Annotated in this window: 13 protein-coding genes and 1 tRNA gene; 8 read left to right on the top strand and 6 right to left on the bottom strand. The window is 71.4% G+C overall.

Features of this window, described 5'->3' with window-relative positions:
- Positions 1 to 92 precede the first annotated feature (92 nt).
- The 4 genes from ACZ4MH_RS04385 to ACZ4MH_RS04370 all read left to right on the top strand — a co-directional run bounded on the left by ACZ4MH_RS04385 (position 93) and on the right by ACZ4MH_RS04370 (position 4,528).
- Positions 93 to 1,892 (top strand): DnaB-like helicase N-terminal domain-containing protein, encoded by a 1,800-nt coding sequence (locus ACZ4MH_RS04385; RefSeq protein ID WP_351593507.1) that lies wholly within the window; start codon positions 93 to 95, stop codon positions 1,890 to 1,892.
- Between the two features lie 235 nt (positions 1,893 to 2,127).
- A complete protein-coding gene (locus ACZ4MH_RS04380; RefSeq protein WP_351593510.1) occupies positions 2,128 to 2,319 on the top strand; it encodes a helix-turn-helix transcriptional regulator in 192 nt (63 codons plus the stop codon).
- A gap of 63 nt (positions 2,320 to 2,382) precedes the next feature.
- On the top strand, positions 2,383 to 3,753 hold the full coding sequence (locus tag ACZ4MH_RS04375; protein ID WP_351593513.1) for a tyrosine-type recombinase/integrase: 1,371 nt from the start codon (positions 2,383 to 2,385) through the stop codon (positions 3,751 to 3,753).
- 340 nt (positions 3,754 to 4,093) lie between these two features.
- Positions 4,094 to 4,528 (top strand): hypothetical protein, encoded by a 435-nt coding sequence (locus tag ACZ4MH_RS04370; protein ID WP_351593516.1) that lies wholly within the window; start codon positions 4,094 to 4,096, stop codon positions 4,526 to 4,528.
- A 42-nt stretch (positions 4,529 to 4,570) separates the two neighbouring features.
- Here the strand turns inward: ACZ4MH_RS04370 and ACZ4MH_RS04365 are convergent, their stop codons facing one another.
- The 4 genes from ACZ4MH_RS04365 to ACZ4MH_RS04350 all read right to left on the bottom strand — a co-directional run bounded on the left by ACZ4MH_RS04365 (position 4,571) and on the right by ACZ4MH_RS04350 (position 9,378).
- A complete protein-coding gene (locus ACZ4MH_RS04365; RefSeq protein ID WP_351593519.1) occupies positions 4,571 to 4,801 on the bottom strand; it encodes a hypothetical protein in 231 nt (76 codons plus the stop codon).
- 988 nt (positions 4,802 to 5,789) lie between these two features.
- A complete protein-coding gene (locus tag ACZ4MH_RS04360) occupies positions 5,790 to 6,410 on the bottom strand; it encodes a hypothetical protein (protein ID WP_351593521.1) in 621 nt (206 codons plus the stop codon).
- Positions 6,411 to 7,288: 878 nt separating this feature from the next.
- A tRNA-Ser gene (locus ACZ4MH_RS04355) sits at positions 7,289 to 7,378 on the bottom strand.
- A gap of 215 nt (positions 7,379 to 7,593) precedes the next feature.
- Positions 7,594 to 9,378 carry a S1C family serine protease gene (locus tag ACZ4MH_RS04350; protein ID WP_467754042.1) on the bottom strand — a complete coding sequence of 595 codons (1,785 nt, stop codon included), beginning with the start codon at positions 9,376 to 9,378 and terminating at the stop codon, positions 7,594 to 7,596.
- A 293-nt stretch (positions 9,379 to 9,671) separates the two neighbouring features.
- On the opposite strand from ACZ4MH_RS04350, the gene ACZ4MH_RS04345 reads away from it, so the two are divergent.
- The 3 genes from ACZ4MH_RS04345 to ACZ4MH_RS04335 all read left to right on the top strand — a co-directional run bounded on the left by ACZ4MH_RS04345 (position 9,672) and on the right by ACZ4MH_RS04335 (position 12,413).
- Positions 9,672 to 10,538, top strand: a complete 867-nt coding sequence (locus ACZ4MH_RS04345) for a glycerophosphodiester phosphodiesterase family protein (RefSeq protein WP_351594576.1) — start codon at positions 9,672 to 9,674, stop codon at positions 10,536 to 10,538.
- A 111-nt stretch (positions 10,539 to 10,649) separates the two neighbouring features.
- Positions 10,650 to 11,264: an ATP-binding protein gene (locus ACZ4MH_RS04340; protein ID WP_351594579.1), complete on the top strand. Its 615-nt coding sequence runs from the start codon at positions 10,650 to 10,652 to the stop codon at positions 11,262 to 11,264.
- A 180-nt stretch (positions 11,265 to 11,444) separates the two neighbouring features.
- The gene (locus ACZ4MH_RS04335; protein ID WP_351594582.1) at positions 11,445 to 12,413 is read left to right on the top strand and encodes a DUF5926 family protein; all 969 of its coding nucleotides are present in this window, start codon (positions 11,445 to 11,447) and stop codon (positions 12,411 to 12,413) included.
- Between the two features lie 206 nt (positions 12,414 to 12,619).
- Here the strand turns inward: ACZ4MH_RS04335 and ACZ4MH_RS04330 are convergent, their stop codons facing one another.
- Positions 12,620 to 13,357 (bottom strand): hypothetical protein, encoded by a 738-nt coding sequence (locus ACZ4MH_RS04330; RefSeq protein WP_351594585.1) that lies wholly within the window; start codon positions 13,355 to 13,357, stop codon positions 12,620 to 12,622.
- 333 nt (positions 13,358 to 13,690) lie between these two features.
- Positions 13,691 to 14,398 (bottom strand): bifunctional DNA primase/polymerase, encoded by a 708-nt coding sequence (locus ACZ4MH_RS04325; protein ID WP_351594587.1) that lies wholly within the window; start codon positions 14,396 to 14,398, stop codon positions 13,691 to 13,693.
- A gap of 637 nt (positions 14,399 to 15,035) precedes the next feature.
- Here ACZ4MH_RS04325 and ACZ4MH_RS04320 point away from each other — a divergent pair.
- Complete coding sequence (locus ACZ4MH_RS04320) at positions 15,036 to 16,628, top strand: PP2C family protein-serine/threonine phosphatase (protein ID WP_351594589.1); 1,593 nt, start codon at positions 15,036 to 15,038, stop codon at positions 16,626 to 16,628.
- The last annotated feature ends 66 nt before the right edge of the window (positions 16,629 to 16,694 follow it).

Here is a 16,694-nt window from a genome sequence, read left to right as displayed (position 1 = left end):
GAATGCGCCGAGGCGGCGGCACTCCCGTGCAAGGACACGCCGCCGCCCCGGTTCTCCCTGCCCGTCCGAAGACAGAACAGGAGACACCCATCATGTCACCTGAGGCCGCACCGGCACCGTACGACAATGTGCGGTCTCTCCACGGCGACCTCGCACCCCTGGCCGGCTCCCAGCCGCCCCAGGATCTCGAAGCCGAACAGTCCGCGTTGGGCGCCATGCTGCTCTCCGCTCAGGCCATCGCGGACGTGATCGAAACGATGGACCCCGGCGACTACTACCGGCCCGCGCACGAGATGATCCACCGCGCGATCTGCGACCTGTACGACCGCGGGCAGTCCTCCGACCCGATCACCGTTGCGGACCATCTCAACAAGCGCGGAGACCTGCGCAAGGTCGGCGGAGCGTCCTACCTCCACACCCTCGTCCAGGCCGTGCCGACCGCGGCCAACGCCGAGTACTACGCAGAGATCGTGCGGGAGAAGGCCGAACGCCGCCGCTTGATCGAAGCCGGTACGCGTCTCGTACAGGCGGCTTCCGCCCCGAACACCGACGCTGACGAGCTCCGCGCCACGGTGCTGCGGCAGATCACCGAGCTGACCGCACGCCCCACCGAACCGTCCGACGAGGACGCGGCACCGAGCGGCCCGCCCAATCCGCTGTACGACCGGCGTCCGGGCCTCCACCGCCCGCACCGGCCTGGCCCCACGCCGCATCCAGACGTGTTCTGCGGCTGGGTGGGCGAGACGGTCCGAGAGCTGGACCCCACCACGGAGGCAGATCCGGTCGCGGTGCTGGCCAACCTCCTCTCCGCAGCCGGAGCGGCCATCGGCCGGCGCCCGCACCTGATGATCGGCAACGACCGGCACCCCACCCTGATCTGGGCCCTGACCATCGGCCCCACGTCGTCGGGCCGCAAGGGGTCGGCGACGTCGACCGCCCGGCGGGTGCTGGCGGAGGCCCTGCCGGATTTCTTCGGCCCCGAGCACACCCCGCGCGGGCTGAACTCCGGGGAAGGGCTGATCGAGTACGTCAAGGACGACGACAGCGACGACGCCTCGCACGCCAGCATCGACAAGCGGCTGTGGGTGCTGGAATCGGAGTACGCGGTGACCATGAGCCGCGGCCGCCGAGAGGGCAGCTCCCTGCCCGGCGTGCTGCGGCAAGCATGGGACGGGGACTCCCTCGGCTCAATGGTCCGGGACTCGCTGACAGCCACGGATCCGCACATCGCGATTCTGGGGCACATCACTCCGGAGGAGTTCCGGGCCAAGATGCAGGACTCGGAGATGGCCGGCGGCACGTACAACCGGTTCCTGCCGATCTTCTGCCACCGCAACCTCGTCCTGCCGGGCTCGCGCGGCGCCAGCCCTGAGCTGGTGGCCAACCTCGCCGCCGGCTGGCGCACGGTTCTCGCCGACGCTTCTCGCGTCGACGAGGTCAAGTTCAGCTCAGGCGCCTGGGAGTTGTACTGCGATGAGGTCTACCCGGCGCTGAGCGACGATTCCGCCGGCGGCGTCATCGCCCAGTTCACCGCCCGCGCCGCCCCGTACGTCCAGCGGGTCGCCATGGTCTACGCCCTGTGCGACCACACCGACACCATCTCCGAAGCCCACATGCGCGCCGCCTGGCAGCTCCTCAACTACGCCCGCGCCTCGGCCGTTCACCTCCTCGGCGACACCACCGGCGACCCGAAGGTGAACAAGCTCGCCGAGGCGGTCCGCGCCGCCGGACCGGACGGGCTCACGGCCGACCGCATCCGGCGCCTGTTCAAGAACACCACGCGAGCGGAGCGGGACCGGCTGGTCGCCGAACTGCTCGACCTTCCCGGTTACAGCCGCCATCAGAAGCCGACGGGTGGTCGCCCCACCACCGTCGTGAGCTATGCGGGCTGAGCGCGATAAGGCGAGATAGCCGATAAGCCTCCCGACCTGTGGAAACACCAGCGCGGAAAGAGGAGCGGTTAGCGGAGCGATAAGCCAGCCATCCAGTGCGCCAAGACTTATCGCCCCGCTTCCCGGCCCCCTTACCGCCTCCACGAAACCGCAGGTCAAAGGGCTTACCACCCCTACCGCGCTTATCGCTCCATCCCAGCCCGGCAGCACATCTCGCACCAAGAGGAGCACTGACATGCCCAAGGCCAAGATGCTCAAGCTCCCCGAAGTTCTCGAAGAGATCGACATGAGCCGCGCCGCCTTTTACCGCATGCGCGCCCGCGGCAAGGCACCCAAGCTCTACAAGCTCCCGAACGGCCAGCTCCGCGTACGCCGCAGTGACCTGGATGCCTGGTGGGCCAGCCAGGAACAGGACTGCGCAGTCTGACACCCACCCGATGGGCCCGGCCGCACCATGGCCGGGCCCCTTCCCTTCTCAGGAGCCCCCTCGGTGCTGACCTTCGAGTTCACCATCTACTCGATCCGTGAGAGGCAGGACCGCCCCAAGCCGTTTCAGCTGCGGTGGAAGGTCGGTCCGCGCCCCCACTCCAAGGCATTCCGGACCAAGACGCTCGCCGATGGCAGGCGGGCACAGTTGATGGCCGCAGCTCAGCGCGGCGAGATGTTCGACGTGAAGACCGGACTGCCGCAGTCTGAACTGCGCGCTCAGGAGCCGCAACCGACCTGGTACGAGCACGCCAGGCACTACGCCGAGATGAAGTGGAAGCGATCCTCCGCGAAGAGTCGCGCCACACGTGCCGACGCGCTCGCCACCGTCACGTCTGCGCTGGTGGTGGACTCCAAAGGGGCACCAAAGCCCGCCGTCCTCCGTCGGGCACTGTCCTGCTGGGCCTTCAACTTCTCCGACCAGCGCGGTGAGCCAGCGGCGCCTATCGCCGTAGCCCTGGAATGGATCGCCAGGAAGTCTCTCCCGATGCCTCGGCTGGAGGACTCCGACACTGTCCGGCTCGCTCTGGAGGCGCTGAGCCTGAAGCTCGACGGCAAAACCGCCGCGGCCAACACCACCAAGCGGAAGCGGATGGTCTTCAACAACGCTTTGCGCTACGCGGTCGAGCGCAAACTGCTACCCACCAATCCACTGCAGTTCGTGGACTGGACTCCCCCGGACACCGACGATGAGATCGACTGGCGGTACGTCCCCAATCCACGCCAGGCCAAGGCCCTGATAGACGCAGTGGGCACGCTTGGCCCTCGCGGTGAGCACCTGCAGGCGTTCTACGGCTGTGGCTACTACGCGGCCACCCGGCCGGCGGAAGCCATGAACCTCCGGAAGGCCGACTGCACGCTGCCGAAAAACGGCTGGGGCTCTCTGCTGCTCTCCGGCAGTTCGCCCCGGTCAGGGTCTTCGTGGACGGACGACGGGAAGTCGTACGAGGAGCGCGGCTTGAAGCGGCGGGCCCGCTCGGCGACTCGGGACGTACCCATCCCTCCGGTGCTCGTCGCTCTCCTACGTGGTCACCTGGCGCGCTACGGAACCGCCCCGGACGGCCGACTGTTCCGAGCGTCGCGCGGGGGCGTTCTGCTCACCAAGGAGTACGCAGAGGTCTGGAAGGACGCCCGCAAGGCAGCGCTCTCCGAGGAACATGTCAAGACGCCGCTCGCGAAGGTGCCGTACTCACTCCGGCACGCAGGAGTCTCGCTGTGGCTGGCCTCCGGCGTCGACCCCACCGAAGTCGCCCGTCGCGCCGGCCACAGCGTGGCTGTGCTCTACCGCTTCTACGCCAAGGTGCTGGACGGCAAGCGTGACCAGGCCAACGCACAGATCGAGCAGGCCCTGCGCGAGACCGAGCGATCCCGATAGGTGGAATCGACGATTGCGACGACCAGACCACGTGAGCGCATGACGTCGCTGGCCAACGGGGGCCCGGATCTGTTTCCTGGGCCCCGTCGTGCCGTACCGCGGCCGCGTGGCTCCTTACCGACGAGCTTGTGCAGGCTCGGCACGTCGAAGCAGAAGCTACCCCCACCGACGGCCGCGGCACCGGCAAGCAGTGAGTCTGAGCAGACGTCAGGAGGCCCACGATTGATCCGCCAGCGGCCGCGCTCAGGAAGACAGTGAAAGCGTGCAGGCTCAGCAGCGGTTGCGGTTGCTCGCCCGACTTGAGCAGAGGCCCGATCTGAGCCGCCCGTAGAGTTGTGCCATGGAAGACGTACGCGGCGTAGTGAACGTGATCCTCTACGGACCAGCCGACCTCTTCGACAGCGCACTGTCCGCGATCCAGGCGGCAGGCATCACAGCCAAGAGGGACCGATTGGAGCCCGGGGCCATCTCCGCCTTTTTCAGCAATGGCTCAGACCACCCGCCGAAGCAGTTCGTCGAACAGTGCGAAGCGCGGGTTCGCCAAGTGGCCGAGGGCACAGGCTTCTCAGTGAATCGAACCTCGGTCTGGGCAAGCAGCGCCGCGACGAGGCTACTCCCGTACAACCGGCACACCGGTGAATGGCTGGAAGAGTTCCTGGACGGCGAAGCGTCCCTTCCCATGCGGGAAGAACAGCTGCAGCGCCTCGCCGAACGCAAAGGGATCACCGTCAACGACATCGAGCTGCGCGACTATCTGTCTCCTCCCGCCGAGTAGCGACACGGCGGGAGGAGACATCCCAGCCAGAGCGGCCGTCGGCTACCGGAGGAGCCGACGGATGAGGCGCCGGACGAGAGCGGCGTACAGCGCGGTTCCGGCGATGGCCGTCTGCAGCGGCCCGGCAAGCGTGGGGACGCACAGGCTCAGGACGAGCAGGCCAGCCGCAAGCATCAGGCCGAAGGCCATCGCCCAGAGCAGGACGGCCCAGCGCCGGGGCGGCCGCGGGGACGGGTCAGGGCTCGGGGACGGGTCGGTGTGGCTGACGGTCATGGTGGTTGTTCCTTCAGGTGTAGAGGTGAGTGGGCACCGCCCCCGTGGGCGCCATTGGGGGCGGGTGGGTGCACCGTGGCCGGTGTGGGGGTTAGCCCCGCAAGCTGCGGCGCGGGACCGCGTGCGTGCTCCGTTCTGCTGCGGTCAGGCTCTGGGCGAGCCCCGGCCCGGCGGCACTTACGGCACCGTGGAGGAGGGGCGGGTTAGCCCCGCAAGCCGCCGCGGAAAGGCAAAGGCCCCGCTGAGCGGGGCCTTGTACTTGCTTTCGGGCTAGGGCGAGGGGGACGGGTCGGCGGGGGTGGCGGAATGGGCGGTCTCCTTCGTTTTCGGGCGTCCGGGACGGGGACGCGGGGCAGAGTGGCGGAACGGATTGGGCCGCACGGCTGCAACCTTGAGCCAGGCGACAGTTAGCTCGGCAACCACGACGGTGCCGAACCTGTGATCCCTGCGCGGGCAGCAGAACGGCCCCGGCCGCCGGAGGGCAATCGGGGTCGCGCAGAGCTATGTGCGGGATGTGGGAACTCGGGGGACGGAGGTGCATCGACCCCGGTGGTGGCGTGCCCACGGGATGAAACCGTTGGGCCCGGGGGATTGAGATGGTGCTATCGACCCCGGTAGTGCTGCCTTTGTTGTGCTAGTTGCTACGCCCAAGGGACCTCGTGGTGCGTCACCTCGGGCGGGTCGCGCTTGAGGGAGCTAGAGCTCAACCTCGTGCGCCTGTATTCGGTTGTGGGCACCGAGCCTGCCGCAGCTGGCGGGTTCGTGTCAAGCCGTGGATATGCAAGCGCAGTTGGGGGTGCCGGGTCGGTTTGGCGAACCCCCTTGACCCAAAGTGCCGTCCCTCGCCGACGAGCACCGCAGCTTCGACGAGAACGTCCGCAGCTACCCCGAGCTGAACTTGGGGCGGGCCGGAGAGCGGTAGCCCGACCCCCTCTCGCTACACGGACCCGGTCAGTACGGACCGAGGCCGTCTATTGTGCCGAGTGCCTCAGCGCCCGCGGTGCAGTTCAACGAGATGGTCCACTACTTCGTCCGCGAGATCGTCCTCGACAGAGTGGACGACACCGAGCGCGCGCTCGCGCAGTTCAGCACTGGGGATACCGCAGAACGCGCCATCGTCGGCGATGCCCAGGTCCAAACCGCCACGCTTGCGCAGGCTCCGGTACGGATCCTGCGGCTTCCGCTGCTTTTGCGGAGGCTCCCAGGGCGGGGCGACGGCCCGTCCGCCGGCGAAGTCGGCAGCATCCAGGTGCTCCAGGACGTTGCGGGCGGCCTGCAGAGCCCTGTCGTACTCCCGCTCGGTGTGCCCCCGCTCCCGGTCAAGCCGCTTTCGCCAGCGTTCGAGCTGGTAGGCCGCCCACAACAGGGTGTGCTCCGCGGCCCACAGCTCCCGGAAGAGCCCATCCAGGTAGACCTGGTCGATGCCCGGCTCGTCCCCGTGCATCCGATCGGCGCTCCGCATCCTGCCGCGTGTCGTCTCCACCCGCTCCACCTGCCGGAGGACTTCCTCCGCCCAGGTCCACACGAAATTCAGCGCCTGGCTCTTGGCCTCACTCGGCGCTTCCGGGCCATCGTCCGGAACGAAGATGCTCTCCAGTCGCTCGCTCACGCGCCCCCCTTGTATCTGCCCCACCATGGGGCTCTTCTGCAGACCATCTTCGCGCGTCAGGGAAGGCGCTCCCGCCCTGCGGCCAGTGCCCGCGAGCTGCAACCCCGCTTCGTCGCGAGCTCAGCGTCCTTGCCTTGGCGCACTGTCCGGGCCAGACGGGGAGAAAACGCCGAACCGACCTCGTGGCGGTCGCGCGTCCGGCATGCTGCTCGTTGGCACAGACGGCCTCTTGCCTACGGGGGCCGCCCGCCAGCGTCCTCGGGTCGGGGCGTGGTGCCGACGATCCCCTCGTACGCGAAGGAGCAGACGCGCGGTCGGCCCCGCCCCTGTGGCGCGTCGCCTGCCCGTGTACAACCTTCTCCGTGCTGCCCTGCCCGAGTTCCTCGGTAGCCTGGGCGCCGCCCTCGTCCTTACCGCCAGCGCCTGGAGCGTCCGCAAGCTCCGTCCTCGCTCCCGCGCGGTGCCGCCCGGCACGCCCCCGGAGACCGGTGAGGGCACCGCCCCGTCCTCGACGCACATCCCGGACTAGACGGACCGCTGCCCTGGCGCCAGGCGACCCGCCGCTCAGTACGGCACCGATGGAGCCGGTCAGGTAGTGATCGAAGAGGAGGCAGCCCAGCGTGCCTGTCGGTCTTCGGGTCGGTTGGGCTGCAGGAGATGCCTGCTGGTCAGCAGGTTGCGTGAGCGGTGGCTCTCCGCCCAGCCGACGCGAGCGGGAAGTCGAGTCACCGCGCTCGAACCGTTGATTCTGGTCCACGCCTGGTCCACACGGCCTGATCCAAAGCGAGATCCACGCGTTACGAGGTGAGACAAGATCAACGCGAAAGGGGTGCCCGTTCGACTCGGGCACCCCTTTTGGCCTGCAGTTATGTGGCCTGTGGCGGAGGCTGTGGGATTTGAACCCACGGTGGCGTTGCCGCCACGACAGTTTTCAAGACTGTTCCCTTAGGCCGCTCGGGCAAGCCTCCCCGCGGCACCTGTCGGCGGCCGGCCGACGGTGACGCGGGGATCAGGGTAGCGCGTCAGCTCGCTCCGTGCGCTGTCCGAGCGCGGTGGCCGGCGTCGGCGGGCGTGCTGTTCGAGCACGTCAGCGGTTTCCGGGGGGGCCGGGCGCGGGTATCAGCGGTTCCGGCGCGGGCCCGGCGCGGGGATCCGCTGTTGCCGGCGCGGGCCCGGTGCCGGGTCAGCTGTCGCCGACGCGTTGGCCGAGGGTTACCTCTGTGGTGTGCTGCTTGCCGTTGCGGTCGTAGGTGAGGGTTACCTTGTCGCCGGGGCGGTGTTGCCAGATTTCGCTGATCAGGGTCGGGCCGCTGTCGATGACCGTGTCGTCGAGCTTGGTGATCTTGTCGCCGGGCTTGAGGCCGGCCTTGTCGGCCGGGCCGTTGCGGGTGACGGCGGCCGTGCCGCCGTTGCCTCGGTCGGCGATCGTCGCGCCGTCGCTGGACTCCCGCATGCCGACCTGCACGCCGATCTGCGGGTAGACCGGCTTGCCCGTACGGATCAGGTCGTCGGCGACCCGCTTGGCCTGGTCGATCGGGATGGCGAAGCCCAGGCCGATGCTGCCGGACTGGCTCTCGCCGCCGAACCCGCCGCCGCCCTGGCTCGCCGACTGGATCGCGGAGTTGATGCCGATCACGTTGCCGGAGGCGTCCATCAGCGGGCCGCCGGAATTGCCGGGGTTGATCGACGCGTCCGTCTGCAGCGCGGACATGTACGAGGCGTTCGTACCGCCGCCGTCGCTGGACGCCACCGGGCGGTCCTTGGCGCTGACGATGCCGGTGGTGACCGTGCCGGACAGGCCGTAGGGGGCGCCGATGGCGATGGTCGCGTCGCCGACCGCGACGTTCGCGGACTTGCCCAGCGGGAGCGGGCTGAGCTTGGCGTCGGAGGCGTTCTTGAGCTTTATGACGGCGACGTCGTAGCCCTGGGCGCGGCCCACGACCTCGGCGTCGTACTTCTTGCCGTTGGAGAACGTCACCGTCAGCTTGCCGCCGTCCGCGGCGCTCGCCACGACGTGGTTGTTGGTGAGGATGTGGCCCTGCTTGTCGTACACGAAGCCGGTGCCCGTACCGCCCTCGCCGCCGGCGCCCTGCGCGTCTATGGTCACGACGCTGGGCAGCGCGCGCTGGGCGATGCCGGAGACCGAGGTCGGCTTGCGGTTCAGCGCCTGGGGGTCGCCGGAGGCCGAGACGGTCGTGGAGGCCGTGTCGTCCTGGCCGGCGGCCCAGTAGCCGATGCCGCCGCCGACGCCGCCCGCGACCAGCGCCGCGACCAGTACGGCGGCGATCAGGCCGCCGCGGCGGCGCGGCTTGTCGGCGGGCGGGCCGGCCGGGGCGCCCCAGCCGCCACCGCCGTACGGGGGCTGCGGCGGGCCGCCCCAGCCGCCCGCGCCGCCACCGTGCGGGGCGCCACCGCCGTGCGGGGCACCGCCACCGGGCGGGACGGGCGGGAAGGCCGCCGTGTGCTGCGGGTCCTGCGACCAGCCGGAGGAGGAGCCGGACGAAGAGCCGGACGAAGAACCGGACGAAGAGCCGCCCTGCGGGCCGGGGCCGGGAGCGGAGCTGCCCTGCGGGCCGTGGCCGGGAGCGAGGCCGCCCTGCGGGCCGGGGCCGGGGGCCGCGGGCGGCTGAGCACCTGCGCTCGCGGGCGGCTGGGCACCAGCGCCCATCGGCGGCTGCGCGCCGGCGTCCGCGCCGGTGAGAGCGGGCGGCTGAGCGCCGGTCGGCGCGCCGGCGCTCGGTGACTGGCGGGGCGCGGGATCGGAACCGACCTCCGGCGCGAAGACCGGCGGGGGCGGTGCGGTCCGGGGCGTGTGCGGAGCCTGCGCGCCGGAGGCAGGCGCGGCCGACTCCTGGGGCGCGTGCGGAGCCTGCGCGCCGGACGCAGGCGCGGCCGACCCCTGGGCCCCGGCGGGTGCCTGCGGCTCCGCCTCCGGCGGGACGGCGGCGCCCTCGTTCTCGGTGCTCACAGCTCTCTCCTCAGCTTCCTGACCATTCCGGCCCGATGACGGGGCCGGCATGTTCGAGCGATGCGTGGCGTATCGGCTTGACGGTGACATGTCGGCGTGACGTTATACGGGAGTGTCCGGTTCAAGCCTTTCCCACGGGGCGTCAGGGCACCGTAAGCCGAGGCTGTGTCCTTGCCTTCATCCTTTATCCCGGACATTTGCGGCGCACCTCCTGGTAATGCTCAGCGCATCTCCTGGCAATGCTTCAGGTGCCGACCCGACGGCCCGTCACCGCGCGATGGCACGATAACTCGGTGACCACTGCGCGCTCGGTACAAGGTGTCCACCCCGACTCGCCCGCCATTTCCGTCGTCGCACACCGCGGGGCCTCCGAGGACGCCCCGGAACACACGCTGGCCGCGTACCGCAAAGCCATCGAGGACGGCGCTGACGCCCTGGAGTGCGACGTCCGGCTGACCGCCGACGGCCACCTCGTGTGCGTGCACGACCGCCGGATCAACCGCACCTCCAACGGACGCGGCGCCGTCTCCGCCCTGGAGCTGTCCGATCTGGCCGCGCTGGACTTCGGCTCCTGGAAGGACGACGCGGCCGGCGAGGCGCCCGACGGCCGCCACCCGGAGCAGGGCAGCGACCACGAAGCCGCGGGCGATACCGAGCGTACGTCCGTACTGACCCTGGAGCGGCTGCTGGAGCTGGTCGCCGACGCCGACCGCCGGGTGGAGCTGGCCATCGAGACCAAGCACCCGACGCGCTGGGCCGGCCAGGTCGAGGAGCGGCTGGTCGAGCTGCTGGAGCGGTTCGGGCACACCAAGCCGCCGTCCGGCACGCCGTCGGCCGTCCGCGTCATGAGCTTCTCGGCCCGCTCCCTGCAGCGCGTACGGGCCGCGGCCCCGGCCGTGCCCGCCGTGTACCTCATGCAGTTCATCACCCCCCGGCACCGGGAAGGACGGCTGCCTCCGGGGGTGCGGATCGCCGGGCCCAGCATCCGGATACTGCGCGCGCACCCCGATTACGTGGCCAAGGCGCACCACGCGGGGCACGAGGTGCATGTGTGGACCGTGAACGAGGAGGCGGATGTCGCCCTCTGCCGCGAGCTGGGAGTGGACGCAATCATTACGAATCGCCCCAAGCAGGTGAGGAATCTGCTGTATCTGACGTAAGGGACGACAACTGATAAACGGCGGTCCGGGAAATCCCTGAGCGGACACGTCGGCCGCTCATTGTTCACAGGGAGTGCACCGGCGCATTCAGACCGTGGCTGATCGTCCCGAGTGCGTCACCGGACACGGATTGGCCGGTTTCCGGTCCATCCCAATGGGGCATTCATCCCGTGGCGTGGGGCAAAGGAGGTCTCGGGGGTGGCGTTGGTGGTGGCACAGGAGGTGCCGACGTCGTCGACCATGGCCGTACCCCATGGTCCTGCGGGCGTGGGCTCGGCCAGGCGGCGTATGCGCGATGAGCTGCTGACAAGTGGAGTTCAGGACACGGTCGTCGACGACGCCGTACTCATTCTTTCCGAACTGCTCAGCAATTCCTGCAGACACGCGCGTCCGATATGCGCGGACGGCTCACCGGATGGCGAAGGCAATGCGGTGCGGGCCGCCTGGCGCATCGACGCGCGAGGCCAGTTGACCGTTTCGGTCACCGACGGCGGTGGCCCGACCCGACCACTTCCAGCCACTCCCTCGGTCACCGCGCGCGGCGGCCGGGGACTGGCCATCATCCGCTCGCTCGCCAAGGACTGGGGCGTACGGGACGGGCACGGCGAGGTCACGGTGTGGGCGACGCTGTCGCTGCACGACGCCTTCGCGACCCGTATGGATCTCGCGGCAGGCCTCCCGGCCGAGCTGACGAAGGCCCTGGCGGATCTGGACGAGCCGGCGTAGCGCCGCGCATGAGCGGCGCTTGGCGCGCCGTGCGCGCGGCGCGTGCGCGGCACGCTGGGGCCATGGCCGACGCCGGGTCCCGGGGCCGGGTCGGCGCCGACACCAAGGCCGGGCCAGGACGCGGCACATGCCCTAGGCTCGCGCCGACACGCGTCGGAACGACCAGGAGAACCCCTCGCCATGGGCAAGAAGCGCCGTCCCCAGACCAAGGCCGTCACCCCGCAGATCACGGACGGCGAGGTGCCGGTCGTCGGCGCCCGCGAGCCCTGCCCCTGCGGGTCCGGCCGCCGTTACAAGGCATGCCACGGACGGGCCGCGGCGCACGCGGTGACCGAGCTGGTGCAGCGCCCCTTCGAGGGCCTGCCGGGCGAGTGCGACTGGGTGGCGCTGCGCGAGCTCGTGCCGGCCGCCACCGCCGAGCTGGCCCTGAAGGACGGCCTGCCCGAGGGCGTTCCCTCGGTGACGCTGGCGACCGTACTGCCGATGGCCTGGCCCGCGCTGCGCCGCGACGACGGTTCGGTACTGCTCGGCCTGCAGAACGACACCGCGTCCGGCGACCTCAGCCGCGACCTCGCCGACACCCTCCAGCGCGCGCTGGCCGCCGAGCCGGGCACCCCGGTCGCGGCGGGCCGGGCCCCCGCCGACGGCCCGCGCCTGCAGGACCTGCTGGACCGGGACGCGGCCTTCGAGCCCACCGTGCACAGCGGCTTCGAGTTCTGGATCGAGAACGCCGAGAACGCCACGGGCGAGGTCGCCGCTTCCCTGGAGCGGGCCAACGCGGCCGCCCTCCCCACCGCCCGCCTGGCCGGCCTCACGGGCGCGTACTGGTGCGACGCGGGCGAGAAGAACCACCTGCGCTGGGTGATGGACCACCCCGAGGAGCAGCTGCTGGACGCGCTCGCCCGGCTGCACGCCGCGGACGCCTCCTCGCTGGGCGAGGGCACCCGGCTGGTCGGTTCGTTCCGGGCGCACGGCCTGGTCGTACCGGTCTGGGACCTGCCGACGGACCTGACCGCCGAGGAGATCACCAAGCCGGCCACGGAGTTCGGCGAGCGGCTGGCGGAGGCGCTCGCCACGGACGCGCCCCTCACGCCGGCCGAGCGCCGGGCGCGCGGCGGGCTCACCAACCGTCAGGTGACGCTGAGCTGACAGTAACCGCGCCTGAAACGTTTGCGGTGACTCCGGTCACACCGGCCGTACCCGCCGGTAAAACAGCGTCCGGAATTCCGCGATCGAATTTGCGAACGGCCGATCTCTTGTTACCGTTCTAGGAGCCCGGTCGCTGGTGCATCCCCCGTCGCCAGCGACCGGGCGCTTCCATGTCCGGACCCGGTCCGGCTTCGGACCGGACTCGCTCAGCGGGCCGAATCCGCCTCGGGCGGCGCGGAGTTGCTCCCCGCCCGCAGCAGCAGCCGATCACTTTGTACGTCCGCGACCTCCGCGACCGCCGCGTACGGCGCGCTCCCCCGTACCGTCGCCCCGGACGGCGTCGCGCACGTACCGGGCTCGTCCGCCGCCGGCAGCGCGCAGTGCGTCTGTACGGTCCGGCCGTCCGGCCGCATCAGGGTCAGCACCGCGCGCAGCGGGACGCCCGAGGTGTTGCGGTAGTACAGGACGCCCCTCGTGCGGCCGTCCTCGGCCACCACACAGGTCTGCGCACGGATGCCGTGCGGCGAGGAGAGTTCGGGGCCGCAGCGGGCCGTGCGGCCGTCGCCCGCGCCCCCGCCGAATCCGAGCCCGAGGTCCCTCAGCAGGGCATCGGGCTTGTCGCCGGCCCGCGCCGCGGCGTTCCCCGCCATGGCGCTGTGCCGGGCGCCGTCCTGCGCGGGCCCGTGACGGCCGGGCAGCGGGGCGTCCTGCGCCGAGCCCCGGGGAGTGCCCGGCGGCAGTTCAGCGGCCCGCCCGGCGGTGGCCTGCCCGGCAGGCCGGCCGGCGGTCTCGCCGCCGGATTGCGACGACGCGGACGGCTTCGCCCCGGGCGCCGGTTCGCCGGGCCCCGAGGGGCCGGCGATGGCGGCGGCCAGCGGCAGGGTGAGGGCGAGCGCGATGGTGCTCGCGAGCGCGATCATGCGGACGTTCGACTCGCGAACCATGGGACCCACCTGCGGTTGAGAGCGCGCGGGCCGCCCCGGTGACCGGGGACCGCGCACGGGCTCTGGATACGCCTCCGGGAGGTCCGGTGGGCCTCCGCCACGCACGTGGAGGGCCGCCGGGCACCCCGAACGGCTGGACGGTGGGCCGAACATATCGAGGACGGGGCGCCCTCTCGGGGGCCTCGCACCCGTTTCCCGAGAATGGACGCCTCGCTCACACCCGTACGAGTGAATCTTCCGCGCGCCGTGACATCCGTGCGGGGTACGAGGGGGCGATGCCGGGGCGACTGAAACGGTTCTGTGGGGGGTGTGGGTGTGGGAGCGGGAGTGCGGTCAGTACGCGAGCCTGCTGCCGCCGCCCGGCGCGCCGGCGCTCGCCTCCACCAGCGCGTCCACCACCGTGGCGACGTCCGGGAGCCAGGGTGCGCCGGAGCGCGCTGCCGAGGCACGCGCGGCCGGCGGGCGCTCCCAGCGCACCTTGCCCGCGCCGGTCTGCGACGGCGGCAGGACGATGTAGCCGCCCTCTCCGTGGAAACGCAGCGAGCTGGGCACCAGGTCCTGCGCGTACAGCAATTCGCCCAGCTCGGGCAGGGAGTACGGCGCGACCAGGAGCGTCCAGCGGGTCGGGGTCGCCACGACCGGGCCGACCGCCACGCCCGTACGGTCCAGCTCGGCGAGCGCCCGCGCGCCCGCCACGGCCGGCAGGCTCACGGCGCACGGCGCCTTGCCGCCCGTGGCCAGTACGACCGGCGCGTCCGGGCGGTTCGTCCACCACCAGCGCACCATTCGCGCGTCGGTCGTGGCGGCCAGCAGGCCGGGGTCGAAGGGATGTGCTCCGGGCACCGCACAGTCCGGGTCGGGGCAGCCGCAGGGCCGCTGCTGCTGTGCACCGCGGGCGGCCTTGCCGCCCGAACGCAGTCCGACGCCGGGGAGCACGGGCCAGCCCCACTCGGTGGCGCACTGGAGCGCCGCGCCGAGCAGTGCCGACCGTCCGCCGCGCCGGAACTGGAACTTGCGTCGCCTTCCGAGGATCTCGCGCATGAGCGCTCGTTCCTTTCCGTAAACGCCGAGGGCCATGTCCATCGCACTACATGCCGGTTCATGCCGCTGTACGGTGCGCCGCCGCGTCGGGCGCGGATCACACCACGTGGATCAGTCGTCACTGCGCGTACAAGACAGCGCATCACGCCGTACGCCGAGCGTGGAACATGGCGGGGGGTGGCGCGCGCATGGCGCTTGCTGTCCTGTGGTGCAATCCCGCCACGTGGGGGTGCGGCCCGGTCGTCACCGCGTAAGACGCCCGCGCCCTTCGGAGAGTTCCGGCACGGCCCCAACTGGCCCCGCACCTATCCGAGTACGTACCCCCATGGTGGAGATGACGCGCTGTTGATCGCCGTCAGTCGACCGCAAATTGACCTTCCAGGGGCTATTTTTCGGCCAACCTGTTCGCCACACTGACACCATAATCCTCACCAGGGCAATGCTGGACACGCAACAACGGTGCGTGTACATGTGGATCCCATTGATAGCGGAGCAGCATGACATGGGGGTTTGCGATGCTATTGAGCGTAAACATCTGGCGGGCAAATCAGACAATTGCTCGCACAAAACCACCGCGAACCTCCCCGGACGACGCCTCCACCTCGGATGACGTCCGGGTCGACGTAAGCCGCCGGCCATGACAACCCCCCACGTCCCGAAAGTGGCCGGAATCGAACCCACTCTTCCGGCCCCGGCGCACACTGCGGCCCCCGCCACCCCGGAGACCCGTCCGTTCGCTCAACTCGCCGCCGCCCATGAGCGGCTGGCCGCCCGTGCCTCCGACCTCACCGCCCTCCACGACCTCACCGGTCGGCTGGCCCGTACGGACACCCTGGAGGCGGCGCTCCACGAACTGCTGCGGGCCGGTGCCGCCCTCGTCGGCGCCCGCCGCGGCCTGGTCACCCTCGAACCGCCCGACGGCCTCGGCCCCGAGACCACCGTCGGCCTGGGCCTCGGCCCCGCGGACATCGGCCACCTCGAGACCGTCCCGCGCCGCGCGATGCCGCTGGGCCGCATCCTGGACGGGCTGCGGACGGCTCCGGAGGGGGGCGGAGGCAGGGACGGGAGTGGGGGCGCGGAAGCGGGCGCGTGCGCGGGCACGGAAGCGGGTCCGGGCGCGGGCGCGGAAGCGGGCGCGGACGTCGCCGGGCAGCCGCCGCCCGGTGGGAGTACCGGTGGGAGTACCGGTGTCCCCGCCGAGCTCGCGCAGCCCGACCTCGCCGGCGAGCCCGGCCTCGACCCCCGGTTGCGCGAGGTCGCCGCCCGCCTCGGGTATGCGGCGAGCTACGCGGTACCGCTGATCACCGACCCGCCGGCCGACGGCCCCCAAGGGACCGAGCGAGCCGGCCGTCCCCTCGGGGCCGTGGTCTGGCTCTACGACGAGCCCGCCGAGCCCAGCGAGCGCGGGCGCCGCCTGCTCGGCCTGTACCGCGCCTACGCCACCCGGCACGTCTCCCGCCTCATCGAACTGCACCGCCGGCGCCACGCCGAGCAGACCCTGCGCGCCGAGCTGCTGCCCGCCCGGCTGCCGCGGGCGCCCGGCGTGCGGCTCGCCGTACGGCACGCCGCCGGGCCGTACGGCGGCGGCGACTGGTACGACGCGCTGCCGCTCCCGGACGGCGCGCTGAGCCTGTCCGTCGGCTCCGTCACCGGCTCCGGGCCGAGCGCGGTCGCCGCCATGGGGCGGCTGCGGGCCTCGCTGCGCGCGTACGCGGTCATGGAGGGCGAGGACCCGGTCGCGGTCCTCTCCGACCTCGAACTGCTGCTGCGGCTGACCGAGCCGGCGCGCAGCGCGACGGCGCTGTTCGCGTTCGCCGAGCCGCCGGTGGCCGACCCGCTCGGCGGGCCGCCGGCCCACAAGATCGTGCTGGCCGGGGCGGGCCACTGCCCGCCGCTGATCATCGGCGAGCACCGCACGGAGTTCGTGGAGACCTCGCTGTCCGCGCCGCTGGGCATGCTCGCGTGCTGGGAGGCGCCGAGCGTGGAGTTCGAACCGCTCCCCGGAGAAACCCTTCTCCTGTACAGCGACGGGCTGCTGCACCGCACCGGGGAGCCGGTGGACCGCGCCTTCTCCCGGCTGCACGCCGCGGCGGCCGCCCTGCCCAAATCCGTACGCCAGGACCCGGAGGCCCTCGTCGACCACCTCGTCCGCGCGCTGCTGCCCCAGGGGCTGACGGACGAGAGCTCGCCGGAGGACGTGGTACTGCTGGCGGTCCGCTTCGAGGGGTGAGCCGGTGGGCAGGTGGGCGGGGCGAGGTCCGGGCCCTGTGGGCGCGCTGCCGGCCCCTGTGGGCGC

It is taken from the genome of Streptomyces sp. NPDC026301 (assembly GCF_055567935.1).
Note: the sequence above shows the minus strand (reverse complement) of the source record. Positions and strands in the feature narration are given on the sequence as shown.